Genomic DNA, 16,414 nt, shown 5'->3' with positions numbered 1-16,414 from the left:
TTCGATGGCAAGGGCGCAGAGCAGGGGGACGACCGAGGACGGGGCGCGGTCCGGCACCGTGCAGTCGGTGGACCGCGCACTCGTGGTGATGGAGATCCTCGCGACGCTCGGCCAAGCCGGCGTCACCGAGATCGCCGCCGAACTCGGCGTGCACAAGTCGACCGTCTCACGGCTCATCTCGGTGCTGGAGGCCAGGGGCTACGTCGAGCAGCTCTCCGATCGCGGCAAGTACCGACTGGGCTTCGCCGTCGCGAGACTCGCGCGCTCCACCAGCGCCCAACTCGACCTGGTGAAGCAGAGCCAGGCGGCCTGTGACGCGTTGGCTCTCGAGTCCGGCGAGACCACGAACCTGGCTGTCCTCGACGCGGATCGGATCGTGAACATCGCCGAGGCGATCGGCCCCGCGGGGATCGCCCTGCGGACCTGGGTCGGACAGAGTTGCCCCGCTCACGCGACGTCCAGCGGGAAGGTGCTACTGGCCGGACTCGACGCCGGCGAGGTACGGGAGCGTCTGGCCACCCGGCTGGAATCCTTCACCGACGACACGCTGACTGCGCGGGCGACGCTCGAGGCCGAACTCGAGGTCGTGCGTCAGCGGGGGTGGGCCAGCGTCCGAGAGGAGCTTGAGGTCGGGCTGAACGCGGTCGCCGCGCCCGTCCGCGACGCCGACGGTCACGTGGTGGCGGCGCTCAGTGTGTCCGGGCCGTCGTACCGGTTGAGCGAGGACGAGTTCGACGCCACCGCCAAGCGCACCATCGCGGCGGCCGAGATCATCAGCAGACGCCTCGGTGGATAGCGATTTCGGCGCGCTAACAGTCGCTCAGCGAACGTATACGCGCCGAAATCGCTTAGAACTTAGAAGAAGGTGCGGACGAGGTCAACGACCCGGCCGCCGTCGTCGAGCACCGGGATCATCTGCCACTTGTCGAAGACCGTGCATGGATGCGAGACGCCGAACTCGAGCCACGACCCCACCTCCACCCGGTCGCGATCCACCCGCCCGACGCGCAGGTAGGCGTGCTGGTCGTCGAGCTTGGTGACCGCACTGTCGGCAAGTCCGTACGGCACCGGCAGGTCCTGGTCGAACGACACGTCGCGGCGCCCCATCGTCACCAACGCGAGATCCGGTTCCGGCCGCGACACCACCTGCGCCCACACCGTGAGCGCGGGTCGCAGCCCGGACGGCCCGCCCAGCGGGGAGGACCGTCGGTAGAGGCCGTCGTCGTGGGTGAGGTAGCACCCACTGCGCAGGACCGTGCGGACCGGTCTGTCACCCGTCCACCCGGTCAGCTCGTCGGCCACGACGTCGAAGTACGTACTCCCGCCCGCCGTCACGACCACTTCGCCGGCCTCGCACACGGGCGCCACGCGGTCGACCGCGCTCCGCACGTCCCGCAGGTAGGCCCGCACCCGTTCGCGCGCCGCGCCGCTGGTGTCGTGGCCGGTGGCGGCTTCGTAACCGGCGACGCCGACCAGGCGCAGCTGCGTGGAGTCGGCGGCTGCGCGTGCCACTGAGTCGACCTCGCCCGCGCTGCGGCATCCCGTACGCCCGCCAGGCATGCCGACTTCGACGCAGACGTCGACCGGGCGCCGGGCGCCCGCGGCGGCCAGCGCCGACGACATCAGCTCGACGCCACGCACGGAATCCACCCAGCACACCAGGTTGAAGTCCGGGTGAGTGTCCAATTCGGCAGCCAGCCAACGCAATGCGGCGTCGTCGACGAGCTCGTTGGCCAGCACGACGCCGTTGATGCCGAACGCACGAAACGTCCGTACCTGGCTGATGGTCGCAAGGGTGACTGCGCGAGCGCCTGCGCCGAACTGCCGTGCGAGCAGCTGCGGCGCCATGTGGGTCTTGCCGTGGGGCGCCAGCTCGACTTCCCGGCTGCGGCACCACCGGGCCATCGTCGCGAGGTTGTGTTCGAGGGCCGGCCCGCTCATCACGCACAGCGGTCCGACGGCGCCGTCGGCGAACGGACGCGCGCCGTCCGTGCACACCTCGGACGGGGTCCGTCCCCACCATTTCGACGGCAGGCCCTTGTAGCGCCAGTCGAGCGGTTCGTCGGCCAGCGCGGCGACGGCGGTCGCGTCGATGGTCGCGGGCATGGGTTCATTTAAGCTGGCACGTCGTGAGCTCTGCAGATATTCCCGAGGCCAGCCAGGAAACCGGCGACAACGATCTACCCGAGCAGTTCCAGATCCGCCAGGCGAAGCGCGAGCGGCTGCTCGCCGAGGGCCGCGATCCCTATCCGGTCGAAGTAGCGCGTACTCACACCCTCGCGGAGGTCCGCAAGAAGCACGCCGACCTGGCGGTCGACACCAAGACCGGGCAGATCGTCGGGATCGCCGGTCGGGTGGTGTTCGCCAGGAACTCCGGAAAGCTCTGCTTCGCAACGCTGCAGGAGGGTGACGGCACCCAGCTGCAGGCAATGATCAGCCTGGACGGCGTGGGTCGGGACTCATTGGATGCGTGGAAGTCCGACGTCGATCTGGGAGACATCGTCTTCGTCCACGGCGAGGTGATCAGTTCTCGGCGCGGCGAATTGTCTGTGCTTGCCGATTCATGGCAAATCATTTCAAAGGCGCTGCGCCCCCTTCCCGTGGCGCACAAGGAGCTCAGCGAGGAGTCGCGGGTACGGCAGCGTTATGTGGATCTGATCGTGCGTCCGGAGGCGCGCAGCATTGCCCGACAACGGATTGCGGTCGTTCGCGCGGTGCGGTCGGCATACGAACGGCGCGGGTTTCTCGAAGTCGAGACACCGATCCTGCAGACCCTCGCGGGTGGTGCTGCCGCGCGACCATTCGTGACGCACTCCAATGCACTCGACACCGATCTCTTCCTTCGTATCGCGCCGGAGTTGTTCCTGAAACGATGCCTGGTCGGTGGTTTCGAGAAGGTCTTCGAGTTGAATCGCGTGTTTCGAAACGAAGGTGCGGATTCCACGCATTCACCGGAATTTGCGATGCTGGAGACATATCAGGCCTATGGCACCTATGACGATTCGGCCAAGGTGACGCGCGAGATAATTCAGGAGGTGGCCGAAGAGGCGATTGGCACACGAAACGTGCCTCTGCCCGATGGCACCACCTACGATCTCGATGGCGAATGGGCCACGGTCGAAATGTATCCGTCGCTATCGGAGGCCCTCGGGGAGGAGATCACTCCCGGAACCAACGTCGACCATCTCTGGTCCATCGCCGACGCCCGCGGCGTCGAGATCCCCCGCGATCGTGGCTTCGGGCACGGCAAGCTCGTCGAGGAACTGTGGGAGCACGCGGTGGGAGCCACCCTGTGGGCGCCTTCGTTCGTCCGTGACTTCCCCGTCGAGACCACGCCGCTGGCGCGCGCCCACCGCAGCATTCCCGGCGTGGCGGAGAAGTGGGATCTCTACGTCCGTCGCTTCGAGCTGGCGACCGGATACTCCGAACTGATCGACCCCGTGGTCCAACGTGAACGGTTCGAGGCGCAGGCCAGGGCCGCGGCCGCGGGCGACGACGAGGCCATGCTCCTCGACGAGGATTTCCTCGCCGCGTTGGAGTACGGGATGCCGCCGACCACGGGTACCGGAATGGGCATCGATCGCTTGTTGATGGCTTTGACGGGGCTGACGATTCGGGAGACCGTTTTGTTCCCGATTGTGCGCAGGCACGGCGGCTGAAGGAGGTTTCATACTTTTGTGTTGAATTGCGAAGGTTCCTATGCAAGCATTGTCCCGGGGTCGAGCGAAGTATGACTACGCGCCCGCACGGAAGGGTTCAGTGAGAGCCAATGGCAAAGAAAGTAACTGTCACCTTGGTCGACGATTTCGACGGTGAAGGCTCTGCCGACGAGACCGTCGAATTCTCACTCGACGGCGTGAGCTACGAGATCGACCTTTCGTCGAAGAATGCTTCGAAGCTTCGGGGCGACCTGAAGCAATGGGTGGAAGCGGGTCGTCGTGTCGGGGGCCGTCACCGCGGTCGTGCGGCCGGTTCGGGGCGCGGTCGCGCGTCCATCGACCGCGAACAGAGCGCTGCCATCCGGGAGTGGGCCCGCCGCAATGGTCACAGTGTTTCCACTCGCGGGCGGATTCCGGCAGACGTCATCGACGCATTCCACGCGGCAACGTAACAGCAGGTTGCCAACTCGAAGCAGTCCGGGTCGGTGGGAAATGCGCTTTCGCTAGGGGCGAAGCGTGCGCACCCGGTCGGCGGAAACGATCCACGCCCACCCGGCGTTGAGCTGTAAGCAGCGCGGGAATCTTTGCCGTCGGCCTTTCACTGGGAGAGGACAAGCGGGGCAGCCCGGGCCACCGCCCACTACAGTGGACGGTAGGTGCAGAGCACGGCCCGCCGTGCAGGCTTAGTTCAAGCGCTGCGCTATCTACGGAGGGCAGGTAACCACCGATGTTCGAACGCTTTACTGACCGCGCACGGCGCGTCGTCGTCCTGGCTCAAGAAGAAGCCCGGATGCTGAACCACAACTACATCGGCACCGAGCACATCCTCCTTGGCCTCATTCACGAAGGCGAGGGTGTTGCCGCGAAGTCGCTGGAGTCGCTGGGCATCTCGCTGGAGGGTGTCCGCAGCCAGGTCGAGGAGATCATCGGCCAGGGCCAGCAGGCGCCGTCCGGGCACATCCCCTTCACCCCGCGCGCCAAGAAGGTCCTCGAGCTGAGCCTGCGAGAGGCTCTGCAACTCGGCCACAACTACATCGGCACCGAGCACATTCTGCTCGGCCTGATCCGCGAGGGTGAGGGTGTCGCAGCGCAGGTGCTGGTCAAGTTGGGTGCCGAGCTGACGCGCGTGCGCCAGCAGGTGATTCAGCTGCTCAGTGGCTACCAGGGCAAGGAGACCGCCGAGACCGGCACGGGCGGGCGCGGTGGCGAGGCGGGCAACCCGTCGACGTCGCTGGTGCTCGACCAGTTCGGCCGCAACCTGACCGCCGCCGCGATGGAGGGCAAGCTCGATCCCGTCATCGGCCGCGAGAAGGAGATCGAGCGGGTCATGCAGGTGCTGAGCCGCCGCACCAAGAACAACCCGGTGCTGATCGGCGAGCCCGGCGTCGGCAAGACCGCCGTCGTCGAGGGGTTGGCCCAGGCCATCGTGCACGGCGACGTGCCCGAGACGCTCAAGGACAAGCAGCTGTACACCCTGGACCTCGGGTCCCTGGTGGCAGGCAGCCGCTACCGTGGTGATTTCGAGGAGCGCCTGAAGAAGGTGCTCAAGGAGATCAACACCCGCGGCGACATCATCCTGTTCATCGACGAGCTGCACACGCTCGTCGGCGCGGGTGCTGCCGAGGGTGCAATCGACGCGGCGTCGATCCTCAAGCCGAAGCTGGCCCGCGGCGAGCTGCAGACCATCGGTGCCACGACCCTCGACGAGTACCGCAAGTACATCGAGAAGGATGCCGCGCTGGAACGCCGCTTCCAGCCGGTTCAGGTCGGCGAGCCGACGGTCGAGCACACCATCGAGATCCTCAAGGGTCTGCGCGACCGGTACGAGGCGCATCACCGGGTGTCGATCACCGATGGCGCGATCGTGGCGGCTGCCACCTTGGCCGACCGCTACATCAACGACCGGTTCCTGCCCGACAAGGCGATCGACCTGATCGACGAGGCGGGCGCCAGGATGCGCATCCGCCGGATGACCGCTCCGCCAGACCTGCGCGAGTTCGACGAGAAGATCGCCGACGCGCGCCGGGAGAAGGAGTCCGCGATCGACGCGCAGGACTTCGAGAAGGCAGCCAACCTGCGCGATCGCGAGAAGACACTGGTGGGTCAGCGCGCCGAGCGCGAGAAGCAGTGGCGCTCGGGTGACCTCGACGTCGTGGCCGAAGTCGACGACGAGCAGATCGCCGAGGTGCTCGGCAACTGGACCGGCATCCCCGTGTTCAAGCTCACCGAGGCCGAGACCACGCGCCTGCTACGCATGGAGGACGAGATCCACAAGCGGATCATCGGCCAGGAGGATGCGGTCCGCGCCGTCTCGAAGGCCATCCGCCGTACCCGCGCCGGGTTGAAGGACCCCAAGCGCCCGTCGGGCTCGTTCATCTTCGCCGGCCCGTCCGGTGTCGGTAAGACCGAGCTCTCCAAGGCGTTGGCGAACTTCCTGTTCGGCGACGACGATGCCCTGATCCAGATCGACATGGGTGAGTTCCACGACCGCTTCACCGCGTCGCGGCTGTTCGGTGCCCCTCCGGGTTACGTTGGCTACGAAGAGGGCGGCCAGCTCACCGAGAAGGTGCGCCGCAAGCCGTTCTCGGTCGTGTTGTTCGACGAGATCGAGAAGGCCCACCAGGAGATCTACAACACGCTGTTGCAGGTCCTCGAGGACGGCCGACTCACCGACGGTCAGGGCAGGACGGTGGACTTCAAGAACACCGTGCTGATCTTCACCTCGAACCTCGGCACGTCCGACATCAGCAAGGCGGTCGGTCTCGGCTTCACCCAGGGTGGCGGTGAGAACAACTACGAGCGGATGAAGCTCAAGGTCAACGACGAGCTGAAGAAGCACTTCCGTCCGGAGTTCCTCAACCGCATCGACGACATCATCGTCTTCCACCAGCTGACGAAGGAAGAGATCATCCGCATGGTCGATCTCATGATCAACCGCGTCGGAAATCAGCTCAGGGCCAAGGACATGACCATGGAGCTGTCGGACAAGGCGAAGGCGCTGCTGGCCAAGCGCGGCTTCGACCCGGTGCTGGGTGCACGGCCGCTGCGCCGCACGATCCAGCGCGAAATCGAGGATGCACTGTCGGAGAAGATCCTCTTCGACGAGGTCGGCCCCGGTCAGCTGGTCAAGGTCGACGTCGAGAACTGGGACGGCGAAGGGGCTGGCGAGAACGCAGTGTTCACGTTCGTCGGCTCGATCCGACCAGTCGTGGACGAGGACGCGCCAGACCTGGCCAAGGCCGGTGCGCCGGGAGCGGCGGGAACCGCGACCACCACGGAGTGACATAGCGCAACGCGTGAAGAAATGGGCGGTACCCCTCACGGGGTACCGCTCATTTCGTTTCGGATGGCCCGCCCAGCATTTGGGACATGGCGTCGGGGGTAGGCGGTGCCGTTTGCCTGTGCATATGATGCTTGGGTAATCGACGGACGAAGGAATGCTGGTGAAAATCCAGAGCGGTCGCGCCACTGTGAAAGTCAGACCCGACGTTCGTCACCTGTGATACGGGACGCGAACTCCCGAAAGGACACTGGACATGACATCTCCCAAGGCTCTCGAGATCACTGCGCCTGCACTTGACTTCGCCGGTGCGAGGGCGGCGATCTGGCTGTCGGCCACCGCATTCCTCGCTCTGCTGGTGCTGTACTTCGTCGGCATGGATCAGGGCGCTACGTCGATATTCGGCAGCGACACCCACGTGCACGAGTTCCTGCACGACGCCCGCCACCTCCTCGGCTTCCCCTGCCACTGACGCGCAGGGAGTAATCGGCGCGATGGAAAGACAGATCATCGGGCGCGGCCTTCTGGCCGGCGCCCTCGCGGGTGTGCTCGCATTCGTCTTCGCGCGTATCTTCGTGGAGCCCGTGATCGAGCGCGCCATCGGGTACGAGGACGGGGTCGGCGCCGCGCAAGAGGCCGTGGAGGCCGCGTCCGGACAGGGTGGCCACGACCACGGGGTGGAACTCTTCACCCGCGGTGTGCAGGCCAACATCGGCATGGGCTTCGGGGTGCTGGCGTTCAGCGTCGCGATGGGCGCGTTGTTCGCCGTGGTGTTCGCGGTCGCCCATGGCCGGGTCGGGAGCGTGTCGGCCCGCGTTCTCTCGGTGCTCGTCGCTGGCGGAATGTTGTTGAGCCTCTACGTGGTTCCCACACTCAAGTACCCGGCCAATCCGCCCGCGGTGAGCCTCGACGAGACCATTCGTCAGCGCACGCTGCTGTACCTCCTGATGGTGGTGGTGTCCGCGGCGCTGTTGGTCGGGGCGGTGTATCTCGGCCGTCGACTGGTGTCCCGACTCGGCACCTGGAACGCCACGTTGGCCGCGGCGGGCAGCTACCTGGTCGCGATTGCCGTCGTGATGCTCGTTCTCCCGACGATCGACGAGGTGCCGGGTCCTCTGCGTGACGACGCGGGCAACGTCGTCCTCGGCGGTTTCCCCGCAGACGACCTCTATGAGTTCCGGCTGTACTCGCTGGGAGTGCAGGTCGTCATGTGGGTGACCATCGGCTTGGTGTTCGCCGCGCTGATCTCGAAGGTGCTGGACGGCAGGCGAAGCCGGGCGGACTCTACCTTCGGTCCTCGGGGGTAGGCGAAGCGACTCCGGGGGGATGACGTTCCTCGGGGGCAGGAGCGAAGCGACTCGGGGGGATGAAACGGCGTGAGTGAGATCCTCCGGCTGACCCTGGTCTCCCACGCGATGACGGATGCGATGGCGGCCGGACGGTTTCCCCGGGACGAGCCCCTGAACGCCCTCGGACAGCGGCAGGTCGATGCCACCTTCGACCTCGGTGTCGTCGACGCGGCGCTCTGTGCACCCGAGAAGCGGGCCAGGCAGACCGCCGAGTTGCTCGGGTTGCGAGCGGAGACTGAGCCGCAGCTGGCCGATCTCAACTGCGGAGCGTGGCGCGGCAGCGTGTTGAACGGCGTCGGTCCCGCGGAGCTCACGCTCTGGCTGACCGATCCTACGCAGGCGCCCCACGGCGGGGAGTCGGTCGTGGACCTCGTTGCCCGCGTGGGTGGTTGGTTGGATTCGCTGTCTGACCGTCGCGGGCGACTGGTGGCCGTTACCCACCCGAGCGTGATCCGTGCCGCGATCGTCTTCGCGCTGAATGCACCTCCGAAGTCGTTCTGGCGCATCGACGTTGGTCCCGTCAGCCGCACCGTCCTGCATCTTCGCGGGCACGCCTGGACGTTGAGGTCCACGGGCTGAGATCGTTGCGGAGTCTCAGGTGGGCTGAATGAGTGCGAACGCCCCCTGTGCGATGGACAGCAGCCAACCGGCCGCCGTCTGGCTGCGGTACGTCGGCCAGTTCAACTGGAAACTGACCACCCATGGCTGACCCGTATGGTCGACGGCATACCAGCTGAAGGTCAAGTCTCCGGGCAGGTTTCCGCCCTTGGCGCCGATGTAGTTCCACTTGGTCTTGTCGAGATCGATGCCGGGAATCGCGGACAGGATGTCCTTGATCGGTGCGGCGGGGCCGACCGCGACCGACTGCAGGGTGGCATGCACCCGACAGATGTCCGCCGCGGTGCCGTACCACTCGGCACCATACGGCGACGCAGGCGTATGGGTTCGCGTCGGATCCGGTTCGTAATGGCGGGTATTCGTCTGCGCGATGAGCTGGGCGCGGCCCTGAGGCGACGCGGCCTTCCACTGCTCGCGCAGGTCGGGTTCGCCCCAGCCCACCGAGAAGAGTTCGTGCGTGTTCGGGAACGGGGTCATGCTGCCCGGATCGTGATGTCCTGCGTGCACCAGTGCCCGCTCGACGGCACCTGGTCCGAGTCTCGCCATCAGCAGATCCGTGGCCATGTTGTCGCTCGCCGAGATCATCTGCTGCGCAGCTCTTCTCACCGACACCTGAGACCCGGGCGGAAGGTCGTCGAGACCGGCTGACCCCACGGCCTTCGCCTCCTTGGTGATGGTCAGCTGGTCGTCCCAGCCGACTGTGCCCGCGTTGATTGCGTCCGCGATGGCCAGGAGTACGTAGAGCTTGAAGATCGACGCGAGTGGCAGCGAATCGTCCACGTTGCTGCCCGCCACCGTCGTGCACTTGCCGTCGGTGACCTTGGACGCTTGGTAGGAGTAGTGCGCGCCGGACTGCGTCAGCAGCGCGTCTATGTCGGACCACTGCGTGATCCGAGGTTTCTGCAGCGTGACTTCGAAGCGGTCGACCATCCCGGCGTCATTGGTCCGCAACTGGATGTCCTGACCGACACCGTACGAGGTCAGCAGGTGCAGGGTGGCCAGTCCCGCGCCGTAGTCGATGTCGGTGACGGTGAAGGGCCGGTCCCACCACATCCGGTCCATCACGAAGGCGACGTCGTCCACCTGTCGGGGTGCGGCGAGCGTCGCCACGTTGACGGTGCCGATGGGCCAGTCGGAGTTGAGCATGTCCACGGTCTGCTTGGCACGCAGACCCTGTGGGGTGTTGGTGTCGATGTGGGCGCCGTAGGCGGCCTCGGCCGGTGCGGCCGGGCCGCTGTTGGCGCATCCGCAAGCCAGGGCGACGACGAGGGCGCATGCCACCGCGATCGCAGTAGCCCGCCGTCCCGCCTGGCTACGCGCTGGAGCTGGTCCCCGCAACGTCCAACACGACCTCGAACTCGAGCAGTGAGGCACCCGTGGCGACGGGGTTCTCGCGTTGACCCGCGTGTGCCTCGACCGCGGGGCCGCTGGCCCAGGCCTGGAACGCCTCGTCGGACTCCCACTGGGTGACCACGAAGTAGCGGTTCTCGCCCTTGACGGGGCGCAGCAGCTGGAACCCGAGAAAACCAGGCTGGTTGTCGACGGCGTGAGCGCGGTGCGCGAAGCGCTTCTCCAACTCGGGGCCTGCGTCGGGCGGAACCTCGATCGCATTGATCTTCACGACGGACATGGGGACTACGTTACCGTCTTGTTATCCCCGGTCGCTCCGCTCCTCCCCTCCGGATCCCGTTATCCCCGGTCGCTCCGCTCCTGCCAGGATGGCGGGCATGCGTTCCCCCCTGCTGACGGGCCGCGGAGGCGAAGGCGAGCCCATCGTCCTGGTGCACGGGTTGATGGGGCGCGGTACGACCTGGTCGCGCCAGGTGCCGTGGCTGACCGAACTGGGCGAGGTCTACACCTACGACGCGCCGTGGCATCGGGGCTGCGACGTGGAGGGCCCGCATCCCGTCAGCACGGAGCGATTCGTGGCCGATCTCGCCGATGCCGTCGCCGAGCTCGGGCGGCCTGCCACGTTGGTCGGACATTCGATGGGGGGCCTGCACTCGTGGTGCCTCGCGGCGGCGCGTCCCGACTTGGTGACCGCGGTGGTCGTGGAGGACATGGCGCCCGACTTCCGCGGCAGGACGACGGGTCCGTGGGAGCCGTGGCTGCACGCACTGCCCGTCGAATTCGATAGCGAGCGTGAAGTTTTCGATGAGTTCGGGCCCGTTGCCGGCCGGTACTTCCTCGAGGCGTTCGACAGAACTGCCACCGGATGGCGGTTGCACGGCCGCCCCGAGCGGTGGATCGAGATCGCGGCACAGTGGGGCACCCGCGACTATTGGCAGCAGTGGCGCTCCGTTCGCGCGCCCGTCCTACTGATCGAAGCGGGGAACTCCGTCACTCCGCCGGGCCAAATGGAGCAGATGCGAAGGACCGGCGACCGGACCACGTATCTGCGCGTGCCCGGCGCAGGGCACCTCGTGCACGACGACGCCCCGCAGGAATACCGCGGTGCAGTGGAACCGTTCTTAGCGGCGTTCGCCCATCACGCCTGAGGCAGGCCACGAGGGGGCGTGCTCGAAACGGGTGCGAGCGGCGTCGGCGTCGTGCTGGACGCGGTACCAGTCCGGATCGCTGAACTGGTTGATCAGGTGGCTGCGCATCGCATCATTGCGATGGCTGGCCCAGCTGAGCAGGGCGGCGAGCGCGAAGGGTGCGGACAGAATCAGGAAGGCGAATATCACGTTCATGGCAGCAATTGTTTGTCCGCGAATATTCCGCCACCAGTGGCAGTGCGGACATGGTGCGCTAAGATTCTGCCATGATTGAAAGTGTCTCAACACTGGTGCTGGACGGGGTGGCCCCCTTCGAATTCGGTGTCATCTGCGAGGTCTTCGGCATCGATCGCACCGCCGACGGCGTGCCCAACTTCGATTTCAAGGTCTGTGGACCCGAACCGGGCAAGCCGCTACGGATGACGGTCGGCGCGCACCTGACCCCCGACCACGGGTTCGACGCCCTCGTCGGCGCCGACCTGGTGGCCATTCCGGCGATCGCGGGCCCCTATTCGCAGGAAGCGCTCGATGCGGTTCGAGCCGCCGCCGCATCTGGGTCGATCATCCTGACGGTGTGTTCCGGGGCGTTCGTCGCTGGTGCCGCTGGGCTTCTGGATGGCCGCAGGTGCACCACCCACTGGATGCACGCAGACGAACTGGCGGCCCTGCACCCCACGGCGGAGATCGATCGAGACGTGCTCTTCGTCGACGACGGCAACCTCATCACCAGTGCAGGCACGGCGGCGGGCATCGACGCGTGTCTGCACCTGGTCCGGCGCGAGCTCGGCAGCGAGATCACTAACATCATTGCCCGTCGGATGGTCGTACCGCCGCAGCGCGACGGTGGTCAGCGGCAGTACATCGACCAGCCCATCCCGGTTCGTTGTTCGGAAGGCTTTGCGCCGCACCTGGACTGGATCCTGGGCAATCTGGACAAGCCGCACACGGTCGCCTCGCTCGCGAAGCGGGCCAGCATGTCCGCCCGTACCTTCGCACGCAGGTTCGTCGACGAAACCGGTCGCACCCCGATGCAGTGGGTCACCGATCAGCGGGTGCTCTATGCGCGACGGCTGCTCGAAGAAACCGATCTCGACATCGACCGGGTTGCCGACAAGTCGGGCTTCGGTACGGCCACGTTGCTGCGTCATCACTTCCGGCGCGTCATCGGGGTCACGCCATCGGACTACCGTCGCCGTTTCGCCTGCGACGATTCTAGTTGTGCAGCAACGGCTTAGCCCATTTCCCGCCCTCACTTCAGGGCGCGTACACGCACCAGGTGCCTGGGACACCCTTGAGCTGATGTTCGCCGCGATCGGTGAACTTCCGGCGCGAACCGGTCACGATCTCGCGCACGGTCGACGACACCAGGACCTCACTCGGACCGGCCAGCGCGGCGACGCGCGCGCCGATGTGCACCGCCATGCCCGCGATGTCGTGCCCCCGGACCTCGACCTCGCCGGCGTGGATGCCGACCCGTACTTCGATGTCCAGCGTACGGACCGCGTCGACGATCGCCGCCGCGCAGTCGATGGCGACACTGGGGCTGCTGAACGTTGCGACGAAACCGTCACCGGCGGTGTTGACTTCGCGACCGCCGAAGCGTTGGAGTTCTCTGCGCACCACGGTGTCGTGACTGTCGAGCAGGTCGCGCCAGTGGTCGTCTCCCAGCGCGGCCGCCCGCTCGGTGGACCCGACGATGTCGGTGAACACGATCGTGGTGAGGACGCGTTCGAGGTCGGTACCGCCTCGCTTGCCGGTGATGAACTCCTCGATCTCCGCGAGGATGGGCGTGGTGTCACCGACCCAGTACAGGGTGTCCGCTCCGGGAAGCTCGACGTAGCGGGCACCGGCGATGTTCTCGGCGAGGTAGCGGCCGTGGCCGACCGCGACGAACGAAGACTGCGCGCGATGCATCACCAAGGTCGGCGAGGTGATGAGCGGGAGTCTGTCGCGCGCATCGGCATCGACGAGTGCCTGACTGGATCGACGGGCCATGCTCGGTGAGGCCGCCCGGTTGCCTGCGGCGTCCCACCACGTACGGAACGACTGATCGCGGGCGACGGACGGTGCGATGAGTTCGAGAACGTCGAAGCCCTGCTCGACGGCGTCCGGTTCCATCGCCACTGTGGTGAACGCACTGGCGCCACTGCGCGCTGCGCCCACTTCGTAGTCGGGCGCCCACAACGCGCGTGCGCCGGCATTGAGCAGAACCAGACCGGACACCCTCTCGGGCTGTTCGCTGGCGAGGAACAGCGCGCTGATGGCCGTGAACCCAGATCCCAGGACGGTGACGCTCTCGGATCCGACGGCGTCCATCACCGCGATGGCGTCCTCCGCCCAGCAGGCCGGCGTGATCTTGTCCGCGCCGATGCGCGAGGACATCCCCATGCCGCGGTGATCGAAGCGAATCACCCGGCAGAATGACGACAGGCGACGGTAGAAGCGGTACATCGATGGTTCGGCGTCGATCGAGTCGATCGGGATGAACGGTCCCGGCATCACGACCAGATCCGCCGGACCATCGCCAATCAACTGATAGGCGATGTCCAGGTCGCCCCGCGATGCATAGCGAGTCCGCGGAGCCCGCGAGACGGGTACGACCACGCACCCAGGCTAGTTCACCAGGCCGGGGTTCGGCCCCGCTTCACCACCTTCGCCGGCGAGCGCGAACAAGCCCTCGGCCGTCTGCTCGACGAGACCGTCGGTCAGCAGAGAGTCGAGTGCGCGGTCGCGCTGGGCCGGGTCCGACAGCCACGCCACGTCCAGCTGAATCCTGCTGACCGGAGCGTCGTTGGCGCGCAACACGTCCAATAGCCGACCGCGCACCTGGCGGTCTGTCCCGGCGTACTTCTGCACGCGGCGGGCGGGCTCGGTCCCAGGAGGGTACCCGGCCGACCGCCACGAGCAGACGCTCAACGGGCACAGCCCGCAACGGGGCGAGCGCGCGGTGCACACGGTGGCGCCGAGCTCCATCAAGGAGATCGAAAAGCCGGGTGCGCGTGAATCATTGGGCAGGATGGCGTCGACGTCAGCGAGATCGCGGACGCTGGCAGCCGAGTCCGCACGGCCGTGCACGACCCTGGCGACCACGCGCCGCACGTTGGTGTCGACGACCGGAACCCGCTTGCCGTAGGCGAAGCACGCGATGGCCCGCGCGGTGTAGGTGCCGACACCGGGCAGGGTCAGCAGCGTGTCGACGTCGTCGGGCACCACGTCACCGTGTTCGACTGCGATCACCGTCGCGCACTCGTGCAACCGCTTCGCCCGGCGTGGGTAACCGAGCTTGCCCCAGGCCCGCAGCACGTCGGCGGCACTCGCGGCAGCGGTGGCGGATGGCGTCGGCCACCGTGCCACCCAGTCGCGCCAGATCGGCTCGACCCTGACGACCGGGGTTTGCTGCAACATGAACTCACTGACCAGGATCTGCCACGCCGGCACGCCCGGCCGTCGCCACGGCAGGTCCCGCTGAGACTCCTCATACCATCGCATTAGCTCGCTCGCGTCGACCATTACGGCCGACTCCGGGCACAATGTCGCAATGCCCAATATGAGCCCGGTAACAGCATGGAAGGCACTCAGCGAGGGTAACGACCGCTTCGTCGCGGGAACTCCCGAGCACCCCAGCCAGAGCATCGACCACCGCGCCAGCCTCGCCGACGGGCAGAAGCCGACCGCGGTGGTCTTCGGCTGCGCCGACAGTCGGGTGGCCGCGGAGATCATCTTCGACCAGGGCCTCGGCGACATGTTCGTGGTACGAACCGCTGGTCACGTGCTGGATTCGGCGGTCCTCGGTTCCATTGAGTACGCGGTAACGATTCTCAACGTGCCGCTGATCGTCGTGCTCGGACACGACAGCTGCGGGGCGGTCAAGGCGACACTGGCGGCGCTCGATGACGGTGCGGTGCCCGGTGGCTACGTGCTCGACATCGTCGAACGCGTGACTCCATCGATCCTGCTGGGCCGAAAGGAAGGGCTGACCCGGGTCGACGAGTTCGAGGCCAGGCACGTCTCCGAGACCGCCAAACAGCTCGTCAGCCGCTCGAAGGCCATCTCCGATGGCGTCGATTCCGGCACGCTGGCGATCGCCGGCGTGACCTACCACCTCGCCGACGGACGCGCCTGCCTTCGCGAGTCCCTGGGAGACATCGGCGCAGGCTGACCGGCGACACGCCGGGCGAGGTCGGACGACTATGTGTGACCTGGCCTTACCGTAGATTCGTGCTGGAAACTGAACCGCATGGCCCGTTGCCGCCGGAGATCTACCGGCGCAGGCGGTTTCTCGCGCTCGGTGTTGGAGCGCTAGTTCTCGTCATCGTCATCGCCGTCGTCGTGGTGGTGTTCACCAACAGCACCAGTGGAGACTCGACCGGCACCCAACCGGCCTCGACGGCCGGCGCCGCGTCTCCGACGCCGCTTCCCGGAGCGAATCCCGAGGTCAAGACCCCGATCCTGCCGCCCGCCCAGCAGTCGCCGTCCCCGACTCCGACGCCCGTGGAGGCCGTCGTGCCCCCGCCCGTCATGCAGGAGGGCGACGACTGCCCTGACTCCACCCTGGCGGTCAAGGGCATCACCAGCCAGCCCAACTACGTCGTTGGCGACCAGCCGAAGTTCACCATGGTCGTCACCAACATCGGCCTGGTGGCGTGCAAGCGCGACGTCGGAGCCGCGGTGCTGGCGGCCTATGTGTACGGACTCGACAACAACCGCCTCTGGTCGAACCTCGACTGCGCGCCATCGAACGAGACGCTGGTCAAGACGTTCAACCCGGGCGAGCAGGTGACCACCGAAGTCACCTGGACCGGCATGGGCTCTGCGGCGAACTGCCCGCTGCCGCGTCAGCCGATCGGGCCGGGCACTTACAACCTGGTGGTGCAACTGGGCAATCTTCGGTCGGCGACGGTTCCATTCGTCTTGGCCGAGCCCGCCGCCCCACCCGCAGGTGAGGCACCGCCGGCCCCGGCCGACGCACCTCCGCCCGTCGAGGAGACCACGGCGCCTGCAGGCAACTAG

Annotated in this window: 17 protein-coding genes; 11 read left to right on the top strand and 6 right to left on the bottom strand. The window is 66.7% G+C overall.

Annotated features, from left to right (window positions below):
- Window positions 1–4 precede the first annotated feature (4 nt).
- A complete protein-coding gene (locus VET27_RS02220; RefSeq protein WP_526514747.1) occupies window positions 5–796 on the top strand; it encodes an IclR family transcriptional regulator in 792 nt (263 codons plus the stop codon).
- A gap of 59 nt (window positions 797–855) precedes the next feature.
- Here the strand turns inward: VET27_RS02220 and VET27_RS02215 are convergent, their stop codons facing one another.
- On the bottom strand, window positions 856–2,106 hold the full coding sequence (locus VET27_RS02215) for an alanine racemase (protein ID WP_526514746.1): 1,251 nt from the start codon (window positions 2,104–2,106) through the stop codon (window positions 856–858).
- A 23-nt stretch (window positions 2,107–2,129) separates the two neighbouring features.
- Here VET27_RS02215 and lysS point away from each other — a divergent pair, with 23 nt between their 5' ends.
- The 6 genes from lysS (at window position 2,130) to VET27_RS02185 (ending at window position 8,867) form a co-directional block, all read left to right on the top strand.
- Complete coding sequence (lysS, locus tag VET27_RS02210; protein ID WP_526514745.1) at window positions 2,130–3,659, top strand: lysine--tRNA ligase; 1,530 nt, start codon at window positions 2,130–2,132, stop codon at window positions 3,657–3,659.
- 110 nt (window positions 3,660–3,769) lie between these two features.
- Window positions 3,770–4,111 carry a histone-like nucleoid-structuring protein Lsr2 gene (gene lsr2, locus VET27_RS02205; RefSeq protein WP_526514744.1) on the top strand — a complete coding sequence of 114 codons (342 nt, stop codon included), beginning with the start codon at window positions 3,770–3,772 and terminating at the stop codon, window positions 4,109–4,111.
- A 275-nt stretch (window positions 4,112–4,386) separates the two neighbouring features.
- Window positions 4,387–6,942 (top strand): ATP-dependent protease ATP-binding subunit ClpC, encoded by a 2,556-nt coding sequence (gene clpC1 / locus VET27_RS02200; protein WP_526514743.1) that lies wholly within the window; start codon window positions 4,387–4,389, stop codon window positions 6,940–6,942.
- A 253-nt stretch (window positions 6,943–7,195) separates the two neighbouring features.
- Complete coding sequence (locus VET27_RS02195; RefSeq protein ID WP_526514742.1) at window positions 7,196–7,411, top strand: CbtB domain-containing protein; 216 nt, start codon at window positions 7,196–7,198, stop codon at window positions 7,409–7,411.
- 22 nt (window positions 7,412–7,433) lie between these two features.
- Window positions 7,434–8,246: a CbtA family protein gene (locus VET27_RS02190; RefSeq protein WP_526514741.1), complete on the top strand. Its 813-nt coding sequence runs from the start codon at window positions 7,434–7,436 to the stop codon at window positions 8,244–8,246.
- A gap of 69 nt (window positions 8,247–8,315) precedes the next feature.
- Window positions 8,316–8,867 carry a histidine phosphatase family protein gene (locus VET27_RS02185; protein WP_526514740.1) on the top strand — a complete coding sequence of 184 codons (552 nt, stop codon included), beginning with the start codon at window positions 8,316–8,318 and terminating at the stop codon, window positions 8,865–8,867.
- Between the two features lie 15 nt (window positions 8,868–8,882).
- Here VET27_RS02185 and VET27_RS02180 read toward each other — a convergent pair whose 3' ends face one another.
- Both VET27_RS02180 and mhuD read right to left on the bottom strand, forming a co-directional pair.
- Window positions 8,883–10,244: a serine hydrolase gene (locus VET27_RS02180; RefSeq protein WP_526514739.1), complete on the bottom strand. Its 1,362-nt coding sequence runs from the start codon at window positions 10,242–10,244 to the stop codon at window positions 8,883–8,885.
- A complete protein-coding gene (gene mhuD, locus VET27_RS02175) occupies window positions 10,219–10,536 on the bottom strand; it encodes a mycobilin-forming heme oxygenase MhuD (protein ID WP_526514738.1) in 318 nt (105 codons plus the stop codon). The genes VET27_RS02180 and mhuD overlap by 26 nt, the downstream gene beginning before the upstream one ends.
- 97 nt (window positions 10,537–10,633) lie before the next feature.
- Between mhuD and VET27_RS02170 the strand changes: the two genes are divergently transcribed.
- Entirely contained in the window at window positions 10,634–11,404 is a 771-nt protein-coding gene (locus VET27_RS02170) for an alpha/beta fold hydrolase (RefSeq protein WP_526514737.1), read from the top strand.
- Here the strand turns inward: VET27_RS02170 and VET27_RS02165 are convergent.
- Entirely contained in the window at window positions 11,378–11,599 is a 222-nt protein-coding gene (locus VET27_RS02165) for a hypothetical protein (protein WP_526514736.1), read from the bottom strand. The genes VET27_RS02170 and VET27_RS02165 overlap by 27 nt on opposite strands.
- A 71-nt stretch (window positions 11,600–11,670) precedes the next feature.
- Here VET27_RS02165 and VET27_RS02160 point away from each other — a divergent pair, with 71 nt between their 5' ends.
- Window positions 11,671–12,639, top strand: coding sequence for a GlxA family transcriptional regulator (locus VET27_RS02160; protein ID WP_526514735.1), 969 nt, complete (start codon window positions 11,671–11,673; stop codon window positions 12,637–12,639).
- 19 nt (window positions 12,640–12,658) lie between these two features.
- On the opposite strand, the gene lipJ is transcribed toward VET27_RS02160, so the two are convergent.
- Together lipJ and VET27_RS02150 are read right to left on the bottom strand one after the other, a co-directional pair.
- A complete protein-coding gene (gene lipJ, locus VET27_RS02155) occupies window positions 12,659–14,008 on the bottom strand; it encodes a bifunctional lipase/adenylate cyclase LipJ (protein WP_526514734.1) in 1,350 nt (449 codons plus the stop codon).
- A gap of 9 nt (window positions 14,009–14,017) precedes the next feature.
- On the bottom strand, window positions 14,018–14,914 hold the full coding sequence (locus tag VET27_RS02150; RefSeq protein WP_526514733.1) for an iron-sulfur binding domain-containing protein: 897 nt from the start codon (window positions 14,912–14,914) through the stop codon (window positions 14,018–14,020).
- Between the two features lie 28 nt (window positions 14,915–14,942).
- On the opposite strand from VET27_RS02150, the gene VET27_RS02145 reads away from it, so the two are divergent.
- Both VET27_RS02145 and VET27_RS02140 read left to right on the top strand, forming a co-directional pair.
- On the top strand, window positions 14,943–15,563 hold the full coding sequence (locus VET27_RS02145; RefSeq protein ID WP_526514732.1) for a carbonic anhydrase: 621 nt from the start codon (window positions 14,943–14,945) through the stop codon (window positions 15,561–15,563).
- 59 nt (window positions 15,564–15,622) lie between these two features.
- Complete coding sequence (locus VET27_RS02140; RefSeq protein ID WP_526514731.1) at window positions 15,623–16,414, top strand: hypothetical protein; 792 nt, start codon at window positions 15,623–15,625, stop codon at window positions 16,412–16,414.

This window comes from Mycobacterium sp. (genome assembly GCF_035633495.1).
Taxonomy (GTDB): Bacteria; Actinomycetota; Actinomycetes; order Mycobacteriales; family Mycobacteriaceae; genus Mycobacterium.
The sequence above is the reverse complement of the archived record's forward strand: the minus strand, read 5'-3'. Positions and strand labels throughout refer to the sequence as shown.

Excerpts from the sequence above, each read along its gene's own strand:
- VET27_RS02165 (WP_526514736.1), bottom strand. The coding sequence starts at position 11,599 with ATGAACGTGATATTCGCCTTCCTGATTCTGTCCGCACCCTTCGCGCTC.
- VET27_RS02160 (WP_526514735.1), top strand. The coding sequence starts at position 11,671 with ATGATTGAAAGTGTCTCAACACTGGTGCTGGACGGGGTGGCCCCCTTC.
- VET27_RS02170 (WP_526514737.1), top strand. The coding sequence starts at position 10,634 with ATGCGTTCCCCCCTGCTGACGGGCCGCGGAGGCGAAGGCGAGCCCATC.
- lsr2 (WP_526514744.1), top strand. The coding sequence starts at position 3,770 with ATGGCAAAGAAAGTAACTGTCACCTTGGTCGACGATTTCGACGGTGAA.
- VET27_RS02150 (WP_526514733.1), bottom strand. The coding sequence starts at position 14,914 with ATGGTCGACGCGAGCGAGCTAATGCGATGGTATGAGGAGTCTCAGCGG.
- VET27_RS02220 (WP_526514747.1), top strand. The coding sequence starts at position 5 with ATGGCAAGGGCGCAGAGCAGGGGGACGACCGAGGACGGGGCGCGGTCC.
- VET27_RS02215 (WP_526514746.1), bottom strand. The coding sequence starts at position 2,106 with ATGCCCGCGACCATCGACGCGACCGCCGTCGCCGCGCTGGCCGACGAA.
- mhuD (WP_526514738.1), bottom strand. The coding sequence starts at position 10,536 with ATGTCCGTCGTGAAGATCAATGCGATCGAGGTTCCGCCCGACGCAGGC.
- VET27_RS02195 (WP_526514742.1), top strand. The coding sequence starts at position 7,196 with ATGACATCTCCCAAGGCTCTCGAGATCACTGCGCCTGCACTTGACTTC.
- clpC1 (WP_526514743.1), top strand. The coding sequence starts at position 4,387 with ATGTTCGAACGCTTTACTGACCGCGCACGGCGCGTCGTCGTCCTGGCT.
- VET27_RS02145 (WP_526514732.1), top strand. The coding sequence starts at position 14,943 with ATGCCCAATATGAGCCCGGTAACAGCATGGAAGGCACTCAGCGAGGGT.
- VET27_RS02190 (WP_526514741.1), top strand. The coding sequence starts at position 7,434 with ATGGAAAGACAGATCATCGGGCGCGGCCTTCTGGCCGGCGCCCTCGCG.